Origin of the sequence: Nonomuraea antimicrobica (assembly GCF_039536965.1) — a bacterium.
GTDB classification, from domain to species: Bacteria; Actinomycetota; Actinomycetes; order Streptosporangiales; family Streptosporangiaceae; genus Nonomuraea; species Nonomuraea antimicrobica.
Map to the genome: position 1 here is coordinate 18,792 of NZ_BAAAZP010000169.1, position 17,803 is coordinate 36,594.

Consider the following 17,803-nt stretch of genomic DNA (forward strand, 5'->3'; position numbering starts at 1 on the left):
GGGCTACTCCTTCGGGTTGCGGGTCACGACAACCACCACGCCGCCGGGGCGGCGGCGTGGGCTCGCACATGCCGGCCAGGCCGGGCCGGGCCCGGTCTGGCCGAACGTCTCCGGCCGGCCCTCCAGCCCGGCCACCCCGCCAGACGCCCCGCCGGGCACCTCACGGGGTGCCTCACTGGGCAGGTCGTCGGGCAGGTCGTGGGCGGGCTCGCGCAGGTGCGGGTAGGGGTCGGGCTGGCCCAGGATGCGCCGGTCGGCGGCGCTGGCAGGCGGCTCGGCCCGGTCGGCGCCGACGCGCAGCCAGTACCAGACCAGCGCCCCGGCCCCGGCCAGCAGGCCCACGCCGACGACCAGCACGACCAAAGCGGCGCCGACCGCGCACGCCGCCGTCAGCAGGACGGCGGCTAGCAGGATCCGGGCGTAACGGCGGCAGATCCGGCCCGGCCGGCGCAGGTCGCGCTCGTTGCGCCACAGCGCCCGGGGGTTGATCCCGGCGTGACCGGCCCGAACCCCCAGCGCGAGCGCCCCGGCCAGCAGCACCGCGCCTACCAGCCAAAACAGCCCTTCGGTGAACACCGAACCCCCTTGTGAAACAGACCAAACAGACCAAACAGACGGCGGGGCGGGGTCCTGGCCGGGCAGGCCGGCCAGGACCGCGACCAGGGCGCGGCCGCTCATCGCCGCCCGCCGTTCACGGGCTCGCTCCGCTCAGCGGCCCAGTCCAGCCAGCAGCACACCGTGCGGCTGGTCGGCTCGGCACGCACCTCGTAGCTGTCGGCCAGGTGCTTGACCAGGGCCAGGCCGTGCCCGCCCTCGCCCTCCGGCCGGGCCGCCTTCACCAGTGCGGGCCCCAGGTCGATGCAGGTCACCCCCACGCTGTGGGCGGCGGCGTCCACCTCGACCTGCAGCGCGAACCGGCCTCCCGGCGCCCCGCTGGCCGAATGCATCACGGCGTTGGTCGTCAGCTCGCTGACGACCAGGACGACGTCGTCGACCCGGTCGCAGCCGGTCGGCAGCAGCTCACGCACCCAGGCCCTGGCCTGGGCAATCTCGGCCGGGACCCCGTCGAAAGCGCGCGAGCTCGCGGTGGGCGCGCTGATGGTGACAGCCATCTACGCCACCCCCGCCCGGTGCGTCGACGGGACGGCGGCCTGCGCCAGCAGCACCACCGGCCGCGCCCCCGCGGGCGGCAACTGGCCGTGCTCGGCCAGGTGCTCGCGCAGGTAGACCAGCGGGTCGATCTCGCCGAGCTCGGCGGCCGCCACGCTTGCCCTGGATGCGGCCAGCAGCTCGCTGTAGGCGGCCGCCAGCATCACCAGTTCCTCGCGCCCCAGCGCGCAGGCGGGCGCCACCGCCGCGGCGGTCATGACGCGCCGTCCAGCGCGGTCTGGAAGCCGGCCAGCAGGAACTCCTGCACGGCGCCCACGCCCAGCAGCAGCTCAGCGTCCCCGGGCACCTGCAGCCGGATCTCCCTGCTGCGGGCCCGGAAGGTCCGGCGTGCCCGCTCGACCTGGCGGGCCAGCTCGTCGCGGCTGACGCGCCAGCTGACCTCCTGGCCGACGCCGCTGGGCACGGTGATGACCACCATGTCGCGGTCGTCGGGGGCAGCGGCGAGCGTGCCGGGCCGGGTGCGCCCCCAGATGTCGGCCTCGCGGAAGGTGACCTGCGCCTGGTGGCCCAGCAGCGAGGCCAGCTCCACGTCCCACGCGATCCGCTCGTGCTCACGCCCGAGCGGGACCACCTCGAGGGTGGCCTCGACGAACTTGGCCACCAGCGAACGAGCGGCGAAGAACCGCAGCTCGTGGCCGTGCTCCGGCACCAGCGTGAGCACCAGGTACCCGGCCGCCTCGTGCGGGCCGACCGTGACGTCGCCCTCACCTGCGGCCGTGCCCTGCCCGACGACCAGCAGCGCCCGGGCGAACTGCCAGGACACCATCTCGCCGGCGCTGTGCGAGTGCGGGAACAGCAGGTGAACCGCGTACGGGTCGTCGGCCTCGAAGGCCAGCACGGCCTGCACCGGATCCTGGCCCGGCGGCCGGGAACGCCGGCGGCCGGGCCGCACCTGATGCTGATCGGCCGGCCACAGCGTCAGCGCCTGCGTCACCGAGGTCATGCGCTTCATGCCGCACCCCCGGCCTGCCCAGCAGCCTGCCCAGCGGCCTGCGTGATCGCCTGCTTGACCTTGCTCGCGGGTGTGCTGCCGCATCGGAGTGCCTCGCGGAACTTGCCCACGCCCGCGTCCGCCGACAGTTCCCCGGCGGCGATCAGGGCGCGCGCCCGGGCGGTCAGCGCCTCGATGTCGACCCTCGGGCGGGGCGGCGGAGCGCTGTACTGGCGGCTGGCGTTCGCCCTGTACTGAAGGCCAGTACGGCCTGCAGTACGGGCTGTACCGGCACCAGCGGCCGCCTCCGGGACGGGCAGCACCTCCAGCACCGACCACAGCGCGGGCAGCACCCACACCGAGGTCACCGCCACGACCGGGCCCAGGGCGTGCACGATCAGGGTCAGCGGGTTGAACGCGACCCCCGGCGCGAACGCTGGCGCGCAGTTGAGGATCAGTGTCAGTGCCAGCAGCAGCGCCTCGACACGGAACATCTTCTTGCCCGCCTCGGACTTGCGGTCGACCACCTTGCCGCGCATCGCCGAGTAGGCCTGCACCGCGACCGTGCCCAGCAGCGGCATGCTCATGGCGGGCTCGTAGAGGAACGCGCCCCACCAGGCGATGGAGAACGTGTCCAGGGTCAGCGCCGTGGCCACCGACGCCTGCACACCGATGCTGGAGGCGGCCAGGCCGATCGCGACCCCGACCATGACCATCATCGTGGTGGTGCGGCGCACCCGGGCGTCGCGGTAGGCCAGCGCCACCGGGTCCTGGGCCAGCTCATGCAGCCGGGCCGCCTCGATGGCAGCCAGGCGCCGCCGGCGCACCTTCTTGGACTCGACCAGCAGCGGCGCCTCATCGGCCTGCAGGTCCACCAGACGGCGCGCCTCAGAGACCTGGCGCCGCAGCCGCCGCACCAGCTGGGTCTCCCCACCGGCGTCGTCATCGTCCAGGGGCATGAGCTCGGCCTCGACGATCTCGCCGTCCTCGCCCTGGTCGTCGAACTCCTCGTCGTCGTCCTGGGCGTCCTGGGTGTCGACGCCAGCCTGAACGGCGGTCAGGGTCTCGAGGTCGCCCTGCTGGTCATCGACCGGCTGGTCCTCGGGCAGCGGTGCCGGCGGCAACGCGGGCGGGGCCTGGTCAAGCTCCAAACGGCGCTCGATCTCCGACAGCAGACCGTCGACGTCCTGGCGGGCCGACTCGCGGTTGGGAAGGGCGATGCTCATCGAGCGTCCACCTCCGCCCGCGCCGCCACGGCCTGCGCGGCGACCACCTTGAGCAGCTCGGTGAGCCGGTCGCTGACGGCCCGCACGGCCTCGATCGACGGCACCCCGGCCGGGCCCATCTCGTGCAGCGCTGCCTCCAGAAGCAGCACCGCGTCCTGCACGGGCCCGGCGCTGATGGACAGGTTGCCCGCCACCTGGGCGATGACCGCTCGCGTGGCCTCCCACGCGTCGTAGACCGTGATGGCCAGGCCCTGCCGCAGCCCCGATACGTTCGGGTTGTCCGGCAGCGTCACCGCCCAGTTCGCCAGCACCTCCCGCAGGTGGGCCAGCCGCTCCAGAGCGAGCTGACCAGCGGAGATCGCAGGCACCGACGCGACCGGAATCGCCAGGTCGACGGGTGAGGGCGTCTCCTGGGCGTCAGCAGCGACGCCGGGCCGGGCCGGGCCGGCGGGGCGGCGTCGGAACAGGTTGCGCCACGACCGGCGACGGCCGCGGTGCTCGTTGACGGCGGCCGCGACGTCGGCGACCTCGCGGGCCACGTCGATCAGGCCCCGGTCGACGACGCCGGTCAGCTCCGCCATCTGGTCGGCGACGTCGGCGCTCTGCCCGGCGCCCGACGTCAGGGCGTTGGCCAGGCCGCGCACCGCGTCGGCGATGTCGGCCAGGTCCTCACGCACCGCGCGCAGCTCGTGGACCTGACCGCGCAGCTCGGCGAGCTCGCCGGCCACGGCCAGCACCGCGTGCGCGGTCGCGGCCTGCGCCGCGTACAACGCGGTCGCAGCGTCGTCACCCTCGCGCAACGCCTGGCGACGCCGCTCGTTGTATGGAGAGGAGTTGTCGTAGAAGCGATCCTTGTTCGCCGCATCAGCCAGCAGGGCACGGGCCTCGTGGCCGGCGGACCTGGTGACCGGTCGGCTCTCTGCCTGGCTCTCCGCGTTCGCCTTGGCGATCAGCGTGTCGGCCAGGAGCATGACGATCTCGACCCCGGCCGCGCCGTTGATGTCGTCCTTCCAGTTCGCCAGCCCGTTGGTGGGGGCGATGGCGTCGCGCAGGTCGGCGAGCGTGTCGAGTGAACGCACCCGGGCCGGGGGCCCGTAGGTGTCGTTCATCTGCCGCTCGACCTCGGCCACCTCGCGCGGGCCGTGAATGTCGAGCATCCGGCCGCCCGGGGTGAACACGCCGACGTGCGCCCACTTCCAGACGCCGTCAACAAGCTGCTGAACCAGCGCGAACGGCCAACCGGTCCGCTCATGCATCGCGGCGGCCAGGCGGTGGCACTGGGCGAACCCGAACAGCTCGATCGCGTCGGCGTCGACCACGCCGGGGCGCAGACGGAACTCCGTCTGCCCGTGGAAGCTGGGCTTTTCCAGCTTGATGATCACCTCGACGTCGGCCAGAGGCTGGCTTTCAGCCAGCTCAGCCAACACCGGGTAGCGCGCGGGGCTCAGCGAGACGGGTGGTGTGGTGATCGGGGTGGTCGTCATTCAGGCCACCGCCTCAGGCAGGTAGTCCAGGAGAGCCTGGACGTCGGACGTGCGGTAACGACGATGACCGCCAGCGGTCGGAACGGCCTGAAGACGGCCGCTGCGTGCCCATCGGGCCACCGTGTGCGGAGTAACCCCGCACAGCACTGCGACAACCCGAGGGGGGAGTAGGGGATCGTTCTTGCGATCGGTGATGATGGCTTCCACGGGGTCGTGTCCTTCTTCGAGACGACGGGACGGCCCTTGCGGCCTCGGCGGGTGCAAGCGCCGGGGCCGCTCGTTCTGCGGCGTGCAATCCGTACAGAGCGTTGCACTAGTGCGAAGCGTAGAACTTGCACTAGTCCAATGTCTACCCTCCTCAACGGGCAGCGATGCCTTACCTCGCAGAGATGGACTAGTACAGGTGCACTAAAGTAAGCGTTGCACTAGTCCATCTCTGGAAGCGGGAGCGATCTTCCGATGGCGCCGACATTGAACCGGCCAGATCCGCCCTATCTGCAGATCGTGAAGCACATCCGGCAACAGATCATGTCTGGCGAGCTTCGCGAAGGCGATCGGGTGCCTACAGGGCGCCAGATCGCTGAGGACTGGGGCGTCGCGATCGCCACAGCTACCAAGGTGATCACCACGTTGCGCAGCGAGGGCCTTGTGGATGCAGCGCCCGGCCGAGGAACGGTCGTGAAGTCTGCTGCCGCCTCGCATTCCCCAACAGACCGGGCAGTAGCAATCCGACGGACGGGGCGCATCTATCCGCCCGATGAGCACGCGAAGATCAGGTCGGCGGCGTTGGTCGACGCACCAGAACAGGTGGCCGACGCATTGGGAATCGCTGCCGGAGCTCCCGCCATTCGTCGGCAGCGTGTGACGTATCGCGGCGACCAGCCCGTTTCCGCGTCCACGAGTTGGTTCGACGGTCAGCTCGCCGAGCTTGCCCCGCGACTGCTGGAGACCGAGAGGATCTTGCAGGGCACGTTCGGCTACGTGGAGGAAGTGGCCAGCCGGACCATAAAGACCTCGCGGGAGCAGAGCGCCGCCAGCGCTGCCACTGAGAAGGATGCGCAGGATCTGGGGGTTCCTGTCGGGTCTCCTGTCTTGCGAGGCAGGAACTGGATCTACGACAGCGACGGCCAGGTGCTGGAGTACGGCGAGTACGTGTCCGCCCCGGAGCGGTGGCAGTCATATGAGTTCGAGATCAACTAAGCAAAGGAAACCTGGTCCTGTGGAACTGATCCATTCCGGCAAGGTCCGCGACGTGTATGCGGATGGCGACGACCTCATCCTGGTCGCCTCGGACCGCGTCAGCGTCTACGACGTCGTCTTGCCCACACCTATCCCTGACAAAGGCAAGATCCTCACTCAGCTCTCACTGTGGTGGTTCGACCAGCTTGCCGACGTCTTCCCAAACCATGTGATCAACACGGACGTACCCGCTGAGTGGGCTGGTCGTGCCGTACGGTGCCAGCGCCTGGAGATGCTGCCGGTCGAGTGGATCGCCCGCGGCTACCTGGCCGGCCTGGGGCTGCAGGAGTACCGCGTAAAAGGCACGGTGTCCGACGTGCCGCTCCCGGCCGGGCTGCTTGAGGGCTCGAAACTCCCCGAGCCGATCTTCACGCCGACCACGAAGGCGACGGCCGGGCACGACGAATTCATCACCTTCGACGACGTCGTCGACCAGATCGGCGCCGACACCGCCGCTCAACTGCGAGACGTGACCCTGGAGATCTACCAGCGCGGAGCTGAGATCGCCGCCGAACGGGGCATCATCATCGCCGACACCAAGCTTGAGTTCGGACGCGCGCCAAACGGCACGCTGGTCCTGGCCGATGAAGTGCTCACTTCCGACTCCAGCCGCTTCTGGCCGGCCGACTCCTGGCAGCCAGGGCGTACCCAGCACGCGCTCGACAAGCAGTTCGTCCGCGACTGGTCCTCCACGCTCGACTGGGACCGCACGCCGCCTGGTCCGCCGATCCCCGACGACATCGTGCAAGCCACTCGGGCCCGGTACATCGAGGTCTACGAGCGCATCACTGGCCTGACGTGGAAGGAGACCCAGTGACCACCAACCGGCAGTACTTCGATCCGGAGCACCTGGTGCGCGAGGTGCGGGAGCTGCTGCACCTACAAGGCATCGACACCGAAATACCAGGAGATGCGAAATTGGCAAGGACGGGAGCATCGATGCTGCTGCGGGGCTTGGGAGTAACCCCAGCGATGAACGGCGTGGACGCTCTCACCAGGGCGATAGACAAGCCATGGGTCGAGGCTGATGATGCCGCTGCGGAGCACAGAGAACCGTCTAAGTGAGCTTTGAAGCGAAGGGCCCGGCCGAAGCCGGGCCCTTCGGCATAAGTGAAGGCGGCCTGAGCAGTGGTCAATCTTCGAAAACTTGCAGCGGGCCGTGCTTGTGGGTCGCCGAGCTCGGGCGATCTGGCATTGAGGATGGTGGGCCTCGCGGAGTCGAGGCACACCATCCTCAATGTCATCGGCGCTCTTGGAACGCGCTGCGTTCGAGCTCGTCTAGCAGTGTGCGCAGTTCGGTGAGGGTTTGGCGGACTTCCTCCGGGCGATCCTTGGCGGCGCTGCGGAGGATGTCGCGCTTGACCACTCGCTGCAGGATGCTGCGAAGCCGGCCCGTTTCGGTGGTGAAGGTCTCTACCGCGCCTATCTCCGGGGCGGTGTTCTCTGAGGTGCCCAGTTGAGCAAGATAGACGCGGACGTGCTTGACCGCCTCGGTGGCGTCGAAGTTCCCTTCCGGGATGGCGTCGACTGCCCCTTTCAGGACCGCCGCGGTGGCCTGAACGCGGTCGGCTTCTATGACGGTCTGGTAGACGGTGACGGCTGCGTCGTCACCGTGATGCGCCGCCAACGGCAGCAGCTCCCGCACCTGGCCTTCGCTCGGGTCCTTGGTGCCAATTGGCACCAGTCGCTCGGCGAGAGGCCACGCTCGGATGAGCCGGTTGGCGTAGCTGCGGCTCATGTCCCAGCGCTGCTCGCAGTACTCCTCGAAGGTGGGATAGTCGGCGCGGTACAGGCGGGCATCCCTGATCACCTGCAGGGCCTTACCTGCCGCCCAGTAGGCGATTCGCAGGTTGTGGATGGCAGCTTCGCAGGCTGCCAGGTCGTCCCGTTCAACGTCGATCAGGTTGGGACTGTCGCCGAGAGCCTCGTACGGTACTGGCAACGCCTGGGCCAGCTCGGTGGCCAGCTTGGGCGCGTGCTGACCGGCGGCGGGGTCCTCACCTCGACGACGGCCCATCAGATGCTCACCCCGTCCACGGCGAGGGCCAGCTTGTAGAAGTCTTCCTTGGCACGCAGGGCGGTCCCAGAGGGCTGGTATTGGGTGACGACCAGGCCCTTCTCTGCCGCATTGGTGTGGATCTTGTACTTGCGGATGGGCTGTGGAGCGCGGGGATAGCCGTGCTTGTCGATCCAGGCGTTGACCTTCAGCAGGTCCTCGTCGCCGTCGCGTGCATCCCATCGGTTGACCACGATCAGGAAGGGGATGCCGCGCGGGCGGAGGACGCGCTCGATGGTGTACTCGGTGGGATCGTAAGTGAGCCATTCGGGGTTCATCGGCACGATGGCTCGGTCGGTGATGGCCAGTAGGGCGCGTAGGGCATCCGCTGCGGCGCCGTGCCCGAGAGGGTCCTTGCTGCGGGTGGCATTGGGGTCGACGTCCATGAAGCCAGGGCAGTCCACGATGATGCGGCGCACGAGTGGGTCCTGCTTGAGCTTTGGCAGTAGATCGTTGTTGCCCTGTGTCGACAGGTAGTCGAACGACAGGCGCTCTTCGGCGACCCGGTCGGCCCACTTCTCCATTGACCCCTGGGGGTCGATTCCCGCTGCTACGACTGGAGAGTCTTCGCCCTCAGCGTTGGGGCGGGTGTTCTCTCCGACGACGGCGGCCAGGTTCACGGTGATCGTGGACTTGCCGACTCCGCCCTTTTGACTGATCACAGCGTCGACGATGGCACCTCGTGCCTGAGCGTCGGCGGCATGCTGCAGGGCAGCAGACATCATTCCTCCGTGGCTTCCCATTGTCTGGTACTCGGATGCTCAACAAGAGTGCCAGAGGTGAGAGGAGAGGAGACAGCGACACTCTGCTTGCCGCCCCGTCTCGCAAGCCATCAAACGTGGTCAGAGCAACGGGGGAGTCGCAGGCCGCCAGGAGAAGGGCCGTCCTGACGGCGTCAGGCGGCTTGATCTGCTGAGCCATCCTTGGGCGCGGTGCTCGCGATCCAAAGAGGCGCTGAGATTTTGGCGGCCGCGGACTGCACCCGCCGCCCAGCAATCTCCGTGTCCCACGGGAGTGTGCTTGCTCATGGCCTTCGGCTTACCCGCAGGCGCGAAGCCTGTCCGCTAGGTCCGCCAACATCGCCTTTCGGCAATCGCCCACACGTGCTGAGGTGGATCGCATGACCCCCACCAACGCCGTCAACCGGCTGGCGGTCGCAGGAATGATCGTATTGGCGCTGGCGCTGGCCTGGACCAGCGTCGAGATTCAAGGCGTCGCCGCAGATGGGTCTGCCCCTTGGACGCGCAAGTGGGTAACCGGGTGGCTGATCGGACCGGCGATGTCGCTGCTCGTGCTGGCCGTGTTCGGCACCCGCGTCTACCTGATCACGCGCGGTGAGCCGATCCTCTCGCCGAAGCTGGTACGGGTCGAGCGGCTGTTCCTCGCGGTGATGCTCGTGCTGTGCGGCTGGCCCCGCCTGCCATGGGTCACCGACACATTCAGCCTCTGGGAGTTGGCGCTGCACGCCCTGGCACCGGTCGTCGCGGTCGCCGTCGTGGCCAGTCTGCCGGTAATCCTCACCAACGGGTGGACGACTGACGAGCGCGGCGGTGCTGCCTGAGCAGTCTCCTCAGCGTCGCTCTGGTGCCCCGTTGCCGGATGCGGTGTTGCCTAGTCGGGGAGACTCGTATCAACTGCGGCCGCGATGCGACCGCCCTTAAAACCGTGGAGAAGAGTTGCATCCGATCATGCGTCGGCTGGCCCAGCGATGACCTTCAACTCAACATCCCGGTCGACGCTATTGCCCAGCCGGAGCGAGACGGTGAATCCGGCCGCGACGAAGATTTCGGCGAACGCTTTGAGCGTGATGTTCACAACATCACGCTCAAGGCGCAGCATCGGATGGTCATCGTCCAGATCGATGAGCATGTCCTCGAACTTGGCGTCAGGACCCCAGGTCACTTCAATCGACCGGGCGCCGCGCCGGAGCTGAAAGCCACTGGCTTCGTGGTCCGGGTCGTAGGGGAACCCAGCTGCGGTTAACAGCGCAAGCACGTCGTGTACCAACTGGTCGAGATCGACACCGGCGTTGTCGGCCATGTTCGCGACGCTACAAGCGGCGCACACGTGTGACCATCCCCCGTTCAGAACCCTTTGAGGCCCGATGGTCACCTGGCGTTCAGCAGCTCGGCCGACTCTCGCCTTGACACCAATTGGTGTCACTGCGGTTCGGCGTGCGCGTTCAGGACCTTGTTCAGCGTCGCGGGCCGCCTCACCGGCCTGCCACGAACCTGGTCACGATCCCAGGTCCCCTGTGGAAGCCCTCGTGCGGCGGGGTGTCGTAAACCTGCCCTCAAGAGGGGGCCCGGCGTTGGGGCGGACTGACCTGCTATCTGCTACCGGACTGGTCAGGTGCTGGTTTGGGGCGCTAGCGGGGTGCTGCCGGAAGCACACCAGCAGCCGATTGGAGGTGGCGGCATCGCCTCCCCCGCCGGAAGCTGTTCATCAGCGGTGGCCTGTTCGCTGCTTCAGTGCCGTGTGGATGGGGCCGGCGACGTCCTGGATGGCCAGGCCCCACCGAATATGTGGGTCTTCCATCAGCGCGGGAGAGCTTTGCTGTTCGGCGGTCGGAGTCTTGTCCACGGTCAGCACCGTCTCCCAGAGCCGCCGGGCGGCCTGCAGCGTCTCTGGGGCGAGCACGGTCTGGGCTTGGACCAGGCCAGCCCCGAAGAGTTCATAGATGTTGCGCGGGTGCGGCGGGCCCTTGGCTTCGCCTGCCTGGTCGAACTGGTCGAACAGGTCGCGGATCGTCACCTCCAGAGGGGGCTTGCCCGTGTGGGCGGCGACCAGCAGCACAGCGATGATGACGGCGGCGGTCGCGTCCGGGCCCTTGTAGTGGGCGGCGAAGGCGTCGTGCCAGATCGGGCCGCACACATCCGCCGCTCGCTCCACGGCGTCGTTCCATTCGGCGGTTCCCGCCCAGGAGTCCCATTCCTTCAGGTGGCGGTAGATGCCCACGGCGTTCTCTCCTTCGATGGCGGACCGAATCAGGCGTAGGGGCGCAGCCGGGTTTCATCGATCCGGGTCAGGTCCAAGGTAGCGAGAAGCCCGAAGTGGTCGCTGGCGTCCCCGACGTCGACCCGCTCGTAGTCGCCGATGGCGGGTGCCAGGGCGGCCGTCACGTGCAGCTGGTCGACGCGCAGCAGCCCGGCTTTGCCCGTGGGCTCCAGCAGGCTCAGATCCCCGCGCTGCAGGGCCACTGTGGCGGCGACGTCGACCATGTCGCCGTCCCGGAACCTCGCCCCGACGATCGTGTCGGCCTGCCACGGCTCGTTCTCGCCGGCGCGGGGCAGGCAGCGTGAGGCCCGGTTGTAGGGCGGCATGCGCTCCCAGGCCGGTTCCGGTTCCCCGGCCACGGGCAGGGGCGGGTGGTTGATGTCGCCGCCGACCAGGCCGAGCCCGCCGTAGCGGTAGGCGCGCGCGATGAGCATCTGGGCCTCGATGGCCGCGCCCTGGGCTGAGTACGGCGTCAGGTGGGTGCTGATCACGACCAGCGGGGCGGGGAGTCCCGGAACGTGGAACCGCGGCCCGCAGTAGCCGTGATGCAACTCCAGGGAGTACTTGGTCTCCACCCCGGCCAGCTTCAGCGTCTCCTCCTGCCAGGCGACCGCGACCGGCAGGTTCCGCGACGGCGCCACGGTGAGCTGCATCCCGAGATCGGCCGCGGCCTTCCTCGCCTGCTCTGGGTCGGCGAGCTCGTTCACCTCCTGCAGCAGCACGATGGTGGGCCGTACCGCGCGCACGGCCTCGACCAGTGCCTCCCACCGGCCCTGAGCACGAGCCCCGTACTGGACGTTCTGGCTCATCACGGTGATCGTCGTCATCGGGGGGTCAGCTCCTCAGGCGTTTCACATGTCAGATCGGCCAGGTCAGGGCGCAACAGCTTGTCGGCCTCCACTCGGCCGCCGGCGGAGCTGTCAGCGGCGTGGCTGGAGCCGGTCGAGGCCTCCGGGGTGGGCCTTGCCGAGTTCCATGACGACCGTGATGAGCGCGCCGTACAGGCGTTCGTGATACCAGTACTCGCCTGCAGGCGTGTCGCCGGCCTCCAACTGGCGGGCGAGCTCGGCGAGCTGCTTGGTCCAATCGGCCGCAGTCGACGGCGGCCGCGGCTCGGCGTCGACAGCCGGGCTGGCGGCCGGTGGTGGCGGTGCCGGCGCGTGCTGGAACCGGACGGGAGTCCACCGCGCGCGCTGCCCGCGGGCCCTGCGGGAGATGTTGATGAACTCCTCAATGGTCTCCTCCAGGGCCTCGCGCATGGCGTACAGGGCGTCGGCCAGCGCGCCGGAGTCGATGCCGTGCGCGGCCCGCAGGCGCCTCAAGTCGGCCTGCATGCCGAACAACTCGATCGCCGCCTCGCGCGCATCGGGCGGCAGTTCGTCGCGCGCAGCCGACAGCGCGGCCGCGCTCACGTACCCCGCCAGAGTGGTCCCGTACCGCGCGGCGGCCGCCTCCAGGGTGGTGTGCTCGGCGTCGGACAGGCGGAGGTTGACGCGCTTGCCGCGCTGTCCCTGCCCGTCTTCGCGGGGGCGCCGGCGGCGTGCTGGGAGCGGTGAGCTGTCCTCGGTCACGGGGCCCTCCGCGCATTTTGGGGAACCCAAACCTATAACTTGCTGCGCAGCTTAGGCCGGCGTGGCAGGCCCTCGGTGAGCAGGGGTGTACGGCGTCGCGAGGCATGAAAAAACCCCGGCGTAGTGCCGGGGTTGCCCGCGTATCGGTGACGATACCTTAGCACTCATTTGATCTTGAGCTTGTGATCTCTGGTGGATCAGGGCCCCTGATCTACCATCTTTGCTCCTTCGACTTCTCATGATCGTTTTTGGTTGATGGATCTGGCAGTTGTGTTTTCCGGTTCTCGTTCTGGGTCGTGATCTTGGTCCCGCTGAAAGACGTGTCACCCTGTCAGAGAGCTCCGGGGCCTGTGCGCCGAGAAGCGGCGTCCAGTTGTTCCCAGGTCGTGCTCGTGCGGCGTAGGGGGAAGTCGCGGCTGCTGGTGGGCCGCTCGTAACCGGCGGGGGCGTGCTCGGGCCAGAGCCGGTACGCGCAGTTGTAGCAGTTGGTGTGCAGGTGCCAGTCGGCGGTGGTGGCCTCCGTGGTGGCGTGGTCGGGGATCTGGCTGCCGCACACCGTGTGCTGGCCGTCCAGGCTGACGTGAATCCGGCGCTGGCTTTGAGTGCCGGTTGCGACCCAGCGGCCGTCCTCCTGGCGGTAGTCGGGCCGGGTCCAGGTGACGATCCTCATCGTCACCGGGCCGACCGGCTCCTCCTCGTGCAGTGGCGGCAGCGTGGCGGCGCAGGCGGAAGGCACCGCTGCGACCGTGATGGTGGCCAGGGCCTTTTCCACCCGAGTCGCGGCGGCCGCCAGGCGGACGCGGTCGTGATCGTTCAGAACGCGCTCGCGGATCTGGTGGGCCAGCAGGTCCAGATGGTTGGCCAGCAGGACGCAGGCGTCCACGGCGATGTCGACGGGGTCGACCGGCAAGGGACTGTCGTCGGTGTGGGGGGCCGTCATGAGCGTGACGGTACGCCGGGCCCTGATCTACCACGGGTTCTTTCGAGGCGCGGTCAGACAAGACCAACCTCTCGGTCAGCTCACTGCGACCGCGATTCAGCCCGGGGCGTGCCAGCGCGCGACCGCCAGCGCGGCCGCGTTCCGGGTGCGCCAGCATCCATCGGCGCTGCTGCGGCCAGGTTCGTCCCCGACCGGCTCGACCGGGACCGGGTGGTAGTGCCGGTTGGCCGGGTCGCCTGCGGTGGCTTCCCACGCCTGGCGGTGCCAGCCGGCCTTGCTCACCGTCCCGGCGACGTCGCCGGTGGGAGTGACGACGTTCCAGCGGTGGCGGTCCATGTCGGCCTGGGTCTGAGTCAGCCGCCACCCCTCCGGAGCGCCTTCCAGCGCCACGTCGGCGTGCGCCGTCTGGGCGCGGCGGCGGGCCTCGAAGTCGGCGGCCACGGCGGTCAACGCCTTGATCCGGGAGCTGTAAGCTCCGCGTTTGCCGGCGCCGGTGGTGATCGGGGTGTGCTGGGCGTTGCGGGCGGTCCAGCCGCTGCCCGGCCAGGCCGGGCTCACGCTGCCGGCGCGGGTCTCGCGCCGCCACCACAGCACGTCGTTCTCGGTGGCCCAGTCCGGGCCCAGCCGGTCGACGGTCCGCAGGTCGCGCGGCCGGTCGGTGCCGGTCTCGGTGCCGGTCTCGGTGCCGGTCTGGTCGTCGACGGGCGTGACCTCGCTCCCGCCGTCGCCAGCGGCCGGTTCCTCGATCGGCTGCTTGCGCGGCGAGGTCGGCGAGCTCGTCGTGGTGATGTCGGGCACCGTGGCGGGACGGCTTGTCCCGGCCGGGTCGGCGAGACGGGCGTCGCCGAGGTCCTCGCGGCGCTCGGTGTCGGCCTGCTGCTGGCCGAAGCGGCGCCGGACGGTGTCGGGGTGCATCTCCAGGACCTGGCCGATGTGCTCCCAGGTGTCGCCGGCAGCGCGGCGGGCGGCGACGTGGGCGGCCAGCAGGCCGTCCACCAGGCCGGGCAGGACGCGCAGCGCGACCGCCTGCTTGCCGCTGCCGGCGAGCGGGTCGGCGACGTACTGGGCGTGGACCGCCAGGTGGGCGGCGCGTCGGCGCACTCCCGCCTCCAGCTCCTCCAGGTCCTTCGGGCTCGCCGGGGCCTGCTTGGGGGCGGCGACCGGGAGGTCGAAGCGCCAGGCGGCCTGACGGCAGGCCCCCGAGCAGTAGCGGCGGCGGGCAGTGGCGTCGGCGGGCAACACCTTGCGGCACACCGGAAGGGCGCATCGCCGGGCGTCAGGTGTGGCCTGCGGGTCGGGCATCACGATCCCCTTCGGCGGGCGGGTGGTAACGGTCGGCGGAAATGCGTTCCGTCACGCCATGGTGTGACGGAGGCGTTTCCGCCGACCGTGCCGTTACGGTCCCATGCTGCCACGCTGTCGGCGTACCGTCACGATAAGGAGGCAAATTCTCCGCCGCACAAGTTACGGCCCCCCGCAGTTCCCGAAGGTTAGCTGCGCTAAAGCAGCGCTCCGAACAAGCCCGGGGACGGCCAGCATCTAGTGAACGCAGGCGCTAAATGGCTGCCACCTTGACTACGAGGCAAGGTAGACTCTTCTCCAGCTAGCTAAGTACATGCGAAGCCCCGGACGCGAACCTGGGGCAGACAGCAGAGAACCCCGGTCCAGCGTCGACAACTGATCCCGGGGCCTCTACTTCACTTCAACCGCGCTGGCCGTTGCACGTACGAGCGGGGTTCTGGAGAGGGTGCCACCTCACCAGGCCCCGCTGACGTACTTCAGGAGCCAGGGGACGTAGACCAGGTAGATCTGCACCAGCAGTACCAGGACATCCCAACGCCGCGGCGGCTCGTCGCTCATCGGTCTCCTCTTGTACTGCGGCCCGGTTGGGGGAACCCACCGGAGATCCGGTGTGAGGAACCCACCGGGGGCCGCTGCCGGTGGGTCTCCCTAGGGCGGATCCACTGGCTAGAAGGCGATGGCGCGACTGAGCTACCACAAATCTTAGTTCAAGCCCCGCGCTCCGCGCGGGAAACAGGCCGCCGGACCTCAACTGCCGACCGGTAGAGCGCCTCAAACGACCTTGGAAAAGTGGAACCCCGGCCGTTCGGACCGGGGGTTCCGTCGTTGTCGAGGCCGCGCTTCTCAGGCAGTGCTCCAGGTGATCCACCGGGGCGCCGGGGCGGTGTCGGGGGCGGATGCCTTCCGGCGGGGCCTGTCACGATCAGACGGAGCGGGCCACGACGTCGCGCGATCCGGGGGACCTTGTCCTCGTTGCCCTCCGCCGCGTGGGGGCGGTCGGGCTCGGAAGCGGGCCAGCGCTGCGGCCACTACGAGCACCGTACGCCTCCGCACCGACACCTTCCCGGGAATTTCCGAGAGGGTCGGGGAGCGTATGGAGGGGCGCTACACCCTGCATGACCATGCATCCGCGGCTGCATAATCGGGCGGAAAACCACCACAAAACGGACACGCCGCGAGCGGGGCGTAGAGCACTCTCGGCCGAGCTCCGCATTTCTGCTGGTCAGCGCATCGCCCGCGCCACAAGTTACCCGCTGGTAATCGGACAGAATCGATGCACTGTAGCGTTACCCGTCAGTAGCCTCGACGGTTGGGGCGTCCGGCTCTGCTGGTACCTCGTCAGCAGGAACCTCGGCAGGATCATCGATGGGCCGGGCCATCCACAGCATCAGACCCAACACCACCGGCCTGAAGAGGATCTCTCCCCAGTTGGCACCCGCGGCCCACTCCACCAGAAACCCGAGACCGATCATCGTCCAGGCCGTGATGATGGGCTTGCGGGCCCGGTAGCCCTCACGCCAGGCATCTCGGGTCTGGAGCACCATCGCTACTGGGGCGAGCGCCAGTATCAGCACGCCCAGATAGGCGAAGAACTCTGGCGTGTTGTGTCCCAGGGTGGTCTTGAACCACGCCAGCGTGGCGGAGAAGGTGAGTCCCAGCAGCGAGGCGAACCCCAGCACCATCAGCAGGGACTGGATGGCCAGGAGCAGCCGCCGTTCCCGTCGTTCCCGCCTCGACTTGGCCGGCTCGGTCATCGCGTCTCCTTGCCTTCGGCGATCAGCCCTGACGCTACGCGCCCGCCGCGCGGGCGCGTAAGCCGGTCTTGCTGGACGCTCGGGCGACCTGGACCCTGTGCCGAATGTGTCCGTGATGGGTGGGGGATGACCCCCAGGGCGGCCGACTGCGCCAGCTTGCTGGTCAGATCAAGGATCGACTGCTGGAAGCCGGAGCCACCATGGCTGCAACGGTAGGTATCCAGATGGCCGAGCAGGCGATCGACACCCTGACGCAGTAGCCCTCATCACAGGGTGGATCGCGTGGCCTGCTCGGCGTCGACCACGGCTGCAGCACATGGCGGGCGTTGAGGGTGTCGCCAGGCGCCAATGGCCTGGCCCGTCTACGGCGTGGTGGTCGGGGTGGCGGTTGCGGCCGACTTCGTGGGCGATGACGTGGGGGCGGCTGTCGTGGAGGCCTGCGGCGAGTCTCCGGGGTGGGGCAGGTCGGCCGGGACGGGTTTGGGCTTGCCGCTGAGGCAGGAGTCCACGAAGAACTCTTTCACCTGGGCGTGCCATGCCTCTCGCCCATCGATGGTCTCGACATGCGGCGCCTCGTCGACGACGCCGCTGCCGTCGTAGGCGCGTTCACACCTGGCCTTGTCGATGCGCGCTTCCTGGGAGTACAGCAGCTTGTGGGTGTCCACACCGCGCTGGGCGGTCGTGCGCAGGTACGTCATGCGCGTGTCGTAGGAGGCGGTGCAGCCGGTCGCCGCGAGGGGGAAGGCGAGGGCGAGGGCAGTCATGGTGGACCCAACCCAGGGCCGGGGGAAGCTCATGGGACCTCATTGTGACGTTCCACACCGACACAACGGCGCCGCTTCTCCACCCGACCACCCACCCGACCGCTCATCGGACCACCCACCAGGCTGCCGCAGCCTGAAGGCATGACGACACGACGCCGGCGCCCGGCGGGCGCCCTTTCGGTGACGGCCTTGACCGTGACCGCCGCTGTACCCGCCGGGGCGGCGCTGGGCCTGCATCCGGCCGCTGCTGGTGGACTGCTGCTCGTGGAGGTCGGTGTGGTGGCCGTGGTCGTGGTGACGGTGATTTCATCGGTCAGTAGAGACATCGTTTGTTGGTGAGTTTGGACAGCGGTTGGCGATCAACAGGCG

General features: G+C 69.0%; 23 protein-coding genes. 6 read left to right on the top strand and 17 right to left on the bottom strand.

The genetic code is table 11. The annotated features are described in order from the left end of the window. Positions 1-3: 3 nt before the first annotated feature. The 7 genes from ABD844_RS40555 to ABD844_RS40585 form a co-directional block, all read right to left on the bottom strand. Complete coding sequence (locus ABD844_RS40555; protein WP_344890717.1) at positions 4-576, bottom strand: hypothetical protein; 573 nt, start codon at positions 574-576, stop codon at positions 4-6. A gap of 98 nt (positions 577-674) precedes the next feature. Beyond that, positions 675-1,112, bottom strand: a complete 438-nt coding sequence (locus tag ABD844_RS40560) for an ATP-binding protein (protein WP_344890721.1) — start codon at positions 1,110-1,112, stop codon at positions 675-677. Further along, the gene (locus ABD844_RS40565) at positions 1,113-1,367 is read right to left on the bottom strand and encodes a hypothetical protein (RefSeq protein ID WP_344890724.1); all 255 of its coding nucleotides are present in this window, start codon (positions 1,365-1,367) and stop codon (positions 1,113-1,115) included. Continuing rightward, positions 1,364-2,122, bottom strand: a complete 759-nt coding sequence (locus ABD844_RS40570; RefSeq protein WP_344890726.1) for an SsgA family sporulation/cell division regulator — start codon at positions 2,120-2,122, stop codon at positions 1,364-1,366. The genes ABD844_RS40565 and ABD844_RS40570 overlap by 4 nt, the downstream gene beginning before the upstream one ends. Beyond that, positions 2,119-3,327, bottom strand: a complete 1,209-nt coding sequence (locus tag ABD844_RS40575; RefSeq protein ID WP_344890728.1) for a hypothetical protein — start codon at positions 3,325-3,327, stop codon at positions 2,119-2,121. The genes ABD844_RS40570 and ABD844_RS40575 overlap by 4 nt, the downstream gene beginning before the upstream one ends. Then, positions 3,324-4,811, bottom strand: a complete 1,488-nt coding sequence (locus tag ABD844_RS40580; RefSeq protein WP_344890730.1) for a hypothetical protein — start codon at positions 4,809-4,811, stop codon at positions 3,324-3,326. Before ABD844_RS40580 ends, ABD844_RS40575 begins: the two co-directional genes overlap by 4 nt. Next, positions 4,812-5,018 carry a helix-turn-helix domain-containing protein gene (locus ABD844_RS40585; protein WP_344890733.1) on the bottom strand — a complete coding sequence of 69 codons (207 nt, stop codon included), beginning with the start codon at positions 5,016-5,018 and terminating at the stop codon, positions 4,812-4,814. Positions 5,019-5,270: 252 nt separating this feature from the next. Between ABD844_RS40585 and ABD844_RS40590 the strand changes: the two genes are divergently transcribed. From ABD844_RS40590 to ABD844_RS40600, 3 genes are read left to right on the top strand one after another with little or no spacing between them, the layout of a single operon-like run. Then, the gene (locus ABD844_RS40590) at positions 5,271-6,011 is read left to right on the top strand and encodes a GntR family transcriptional regulator (protein WP_344890736.1); all 741 of its coding nucleotides are present in this window, start codon (positions 5,271-5,273) and stop codon (positions 6,009-6,011) included. A gap of 19 nt (positions 6,012-6,030) precedes the next feature. Further along, the gene (locus ABD844_RS40595; RefSeq protein ID WP_344890783.1) at positions 6,031-6,867 is read left to right on the top strand and encodes a phosphoribosylaminoimidazolesuccinocarboxamide synthase; all 837 of its coding nucleotides are present in this window, start codon (positions 6,031-6,033) and stop codon (positions 6,865-6,867) included. Then, complete coding sequence (locus tag ABD844_RS40600) at positions 6,864-7,115, top strand: hypothetical protein (RefSeq protein WP_344890740.1); 252 nt, start codon at positions 6,864-6,866, stop codon at positions 7,113-7,115. The genes ABD844_RS40595 and ABD844_RS40600 overlap by 4 nt, the downstream gene beginning before the upstream one ends. A 175-nt stretch (positions 7,116-7,290) precedes the next feature. Here the strand turns inward: ABD844_RS40600 and ABD844_RS40605 are convergent, their stop codons facing one another. Continuing rightward, positions 7,291-8,067, bottom strand: a complete 777-nt coding sequence (locus ABD844_RS40605; RefSeq protein ID WP_344890743.1) for a hypothetical protein — start codon at positions 8,065-8,067, stop codon at positions 7,291-7,293. Continuing rightward, positions 8,067-8,828: a ParA family protein gene (locus ABD844_RS40610; protein ID WP_344890746.1), complete on the bottom strand. Its 762-nt coding sequence runs from the start codon at positions 8,826-8,828 to the stop codon at positions 8,067-8,069. The genes ABD844_RS40605 and ABD844_RS40610 overlap by 1 nt, the downstream gene beginning before the upstream one ends. 398 nt (positions 8,829-9,226) lie before the next feature. On the opposite strand from ABD844_RS40610, the gene ABD844_RS40615 reads away from it, so the two are divergent. After that, positions 9,227-9,667 (top strand): hypothetical protein, encoded by a 441-nt coding sequence (locus tag ABD844_RS40615; RefSeq protein WP_344890750.1) that lies wholly within the window; start codon positions 9,227-9,229, stop codon positions 9,665-9,667. Positions 9,668-9,792: 125 nt separating this feature from the next. Here the strand turns inward: ABD844_RS40615 and ABD844_RS40620 are convergent, their stop codons facing one another. The 7 genes from ABD844_RS40620 to ABD844_RS40650 all read right to left on the bottom strand — a co-directional run bounded on the left by ABD844_RS40620 (position 9,793) and on the right by ABD844_RS40650 (position 16,670). Beyond that, the gene (locus tag ABD844_RS40620; RefSeq protein WP_344890753.1) at positions 9,793-10,146 is read right to left on the bottom strand and encodes a hypothetical protein; all 354 of its coding nucleotides are present in this window, start codon (positions 10,144-10,146) and stop codon (positions 9,793-9,795) included. Between the two features lie 405 nt (positions 10,147-10,551). Continuing rightward, positions 10,552-11,064 carry a hypothetical protein gene (locus ABD844_RS40625; protein WP_344890756.1) on the bottom strand — a complete coding sequence of 171 codons (513 nt, stop codon included), beginning with the start codon at positions 11,062-11,064 and terminating at the stop codon, positions 10,552-10,554. Positions 11,065-11,093: 29 nt separating this feature from the next. Further along, complete coding sequence (locus ABD844_RS40630; protein ID WP_344890759.1) at positions 11,094-11,930, bottom strand: endonuclease/exonuclease/phosphatase family protein; 837 nt, start codon at positions 11,928-11,930, stop codon at positions 11,094-11,096. 93 nt (positions 11,931-12,023) lie between these two features. Further along, positions 12,024-12,674, bottom strand: a complete 651-nt coding sequence (locus tag ABD844_RS40635; protein WP_344890762.1) for a type II toxin -antitoxin system TacA 1-like antitoxin — start codon at positions 12,672-12,674, stop codon at positions 12,024-12,026. A gap of 331 nt (positions 12,675-13,005) precedes the next feature. Further along, a complete protein-coding gene (locus ABD844_RS40640) occupies positions 13,006-13,614 on the bottom strand; it encodes a hypothetical protein (protein ID WP_344890765.1) in 609 nt (202 codons plus the stop codon). A 96-nt stretch (positions 13,615-13,710) separates the two neighbouring features. After that, positions 13,711-14,916: a hypothetical protein gene (locus ABD844_RS40645; RefSeq protein WP_344890768.1), complete on the bottom strand. Its 1,206-nt coding sequence runs from the start codon at positions 14,914-14,916 to the stop codon at positions 13,711-13,713. Between the two features lie 1,286 nt (positions 14,917-16,202). Continuing rightward, positions 16,203-16,670 (bottom strand): hypothetical protein, encoded by a 468-nt coding sequence (locus tag ABD844_RS40650; RefSeq protein ID WP_344890771.1) that lies wholly within the window; start codon positions 16,668-16,670, stop codon positions 16,203-16,205. 119 nt (positions 16,671-16,789) lie between these two features. On the opposite strand from ABD844_RS40650, the gene ABD844_RS40655 reads away from it, so the two are divergent. Beyond that, positions 16,790-16,930 (top strand): hypothetical protein, encoded by a 141-nt coding sequence (locus ABD844_RS40655; protein WP_344890774.1) that lies wholly within the window; start codon positions 16,790-16,792, stop codon positions 16,928-16,930. 102 nt (positions 16,931-17,032) lie between these two features. Here the strand turns inward: ABD844_RS40655 and ABD844_RS40660 are convergent, their stop codons facing one another. Beyond that, entirely contained in the window at positions 17,033-17,434 is a 402-nt protein-coding gene (locus ABD844_RS40660) for a hypothetical protein (RefSeq protein WP_344890777.1), read from the bottom strand. Between the two features lie 141 nt (positions 17,435-17,575). Here ABD844_RS40660 and ABD844_RS40665 point away from each other — a divergent pair, with 141 nt between their 5' ends. Next, entirely contained in the window at positions 17,576-17,773 is a 198-nt protein-coding gene (locus ABD844_RS40665) for a hypothetical protein (protein WP_344890780.1), read from the top strand. Positions 17,774-17,803 lie beyond the last annotated feature (30 nt).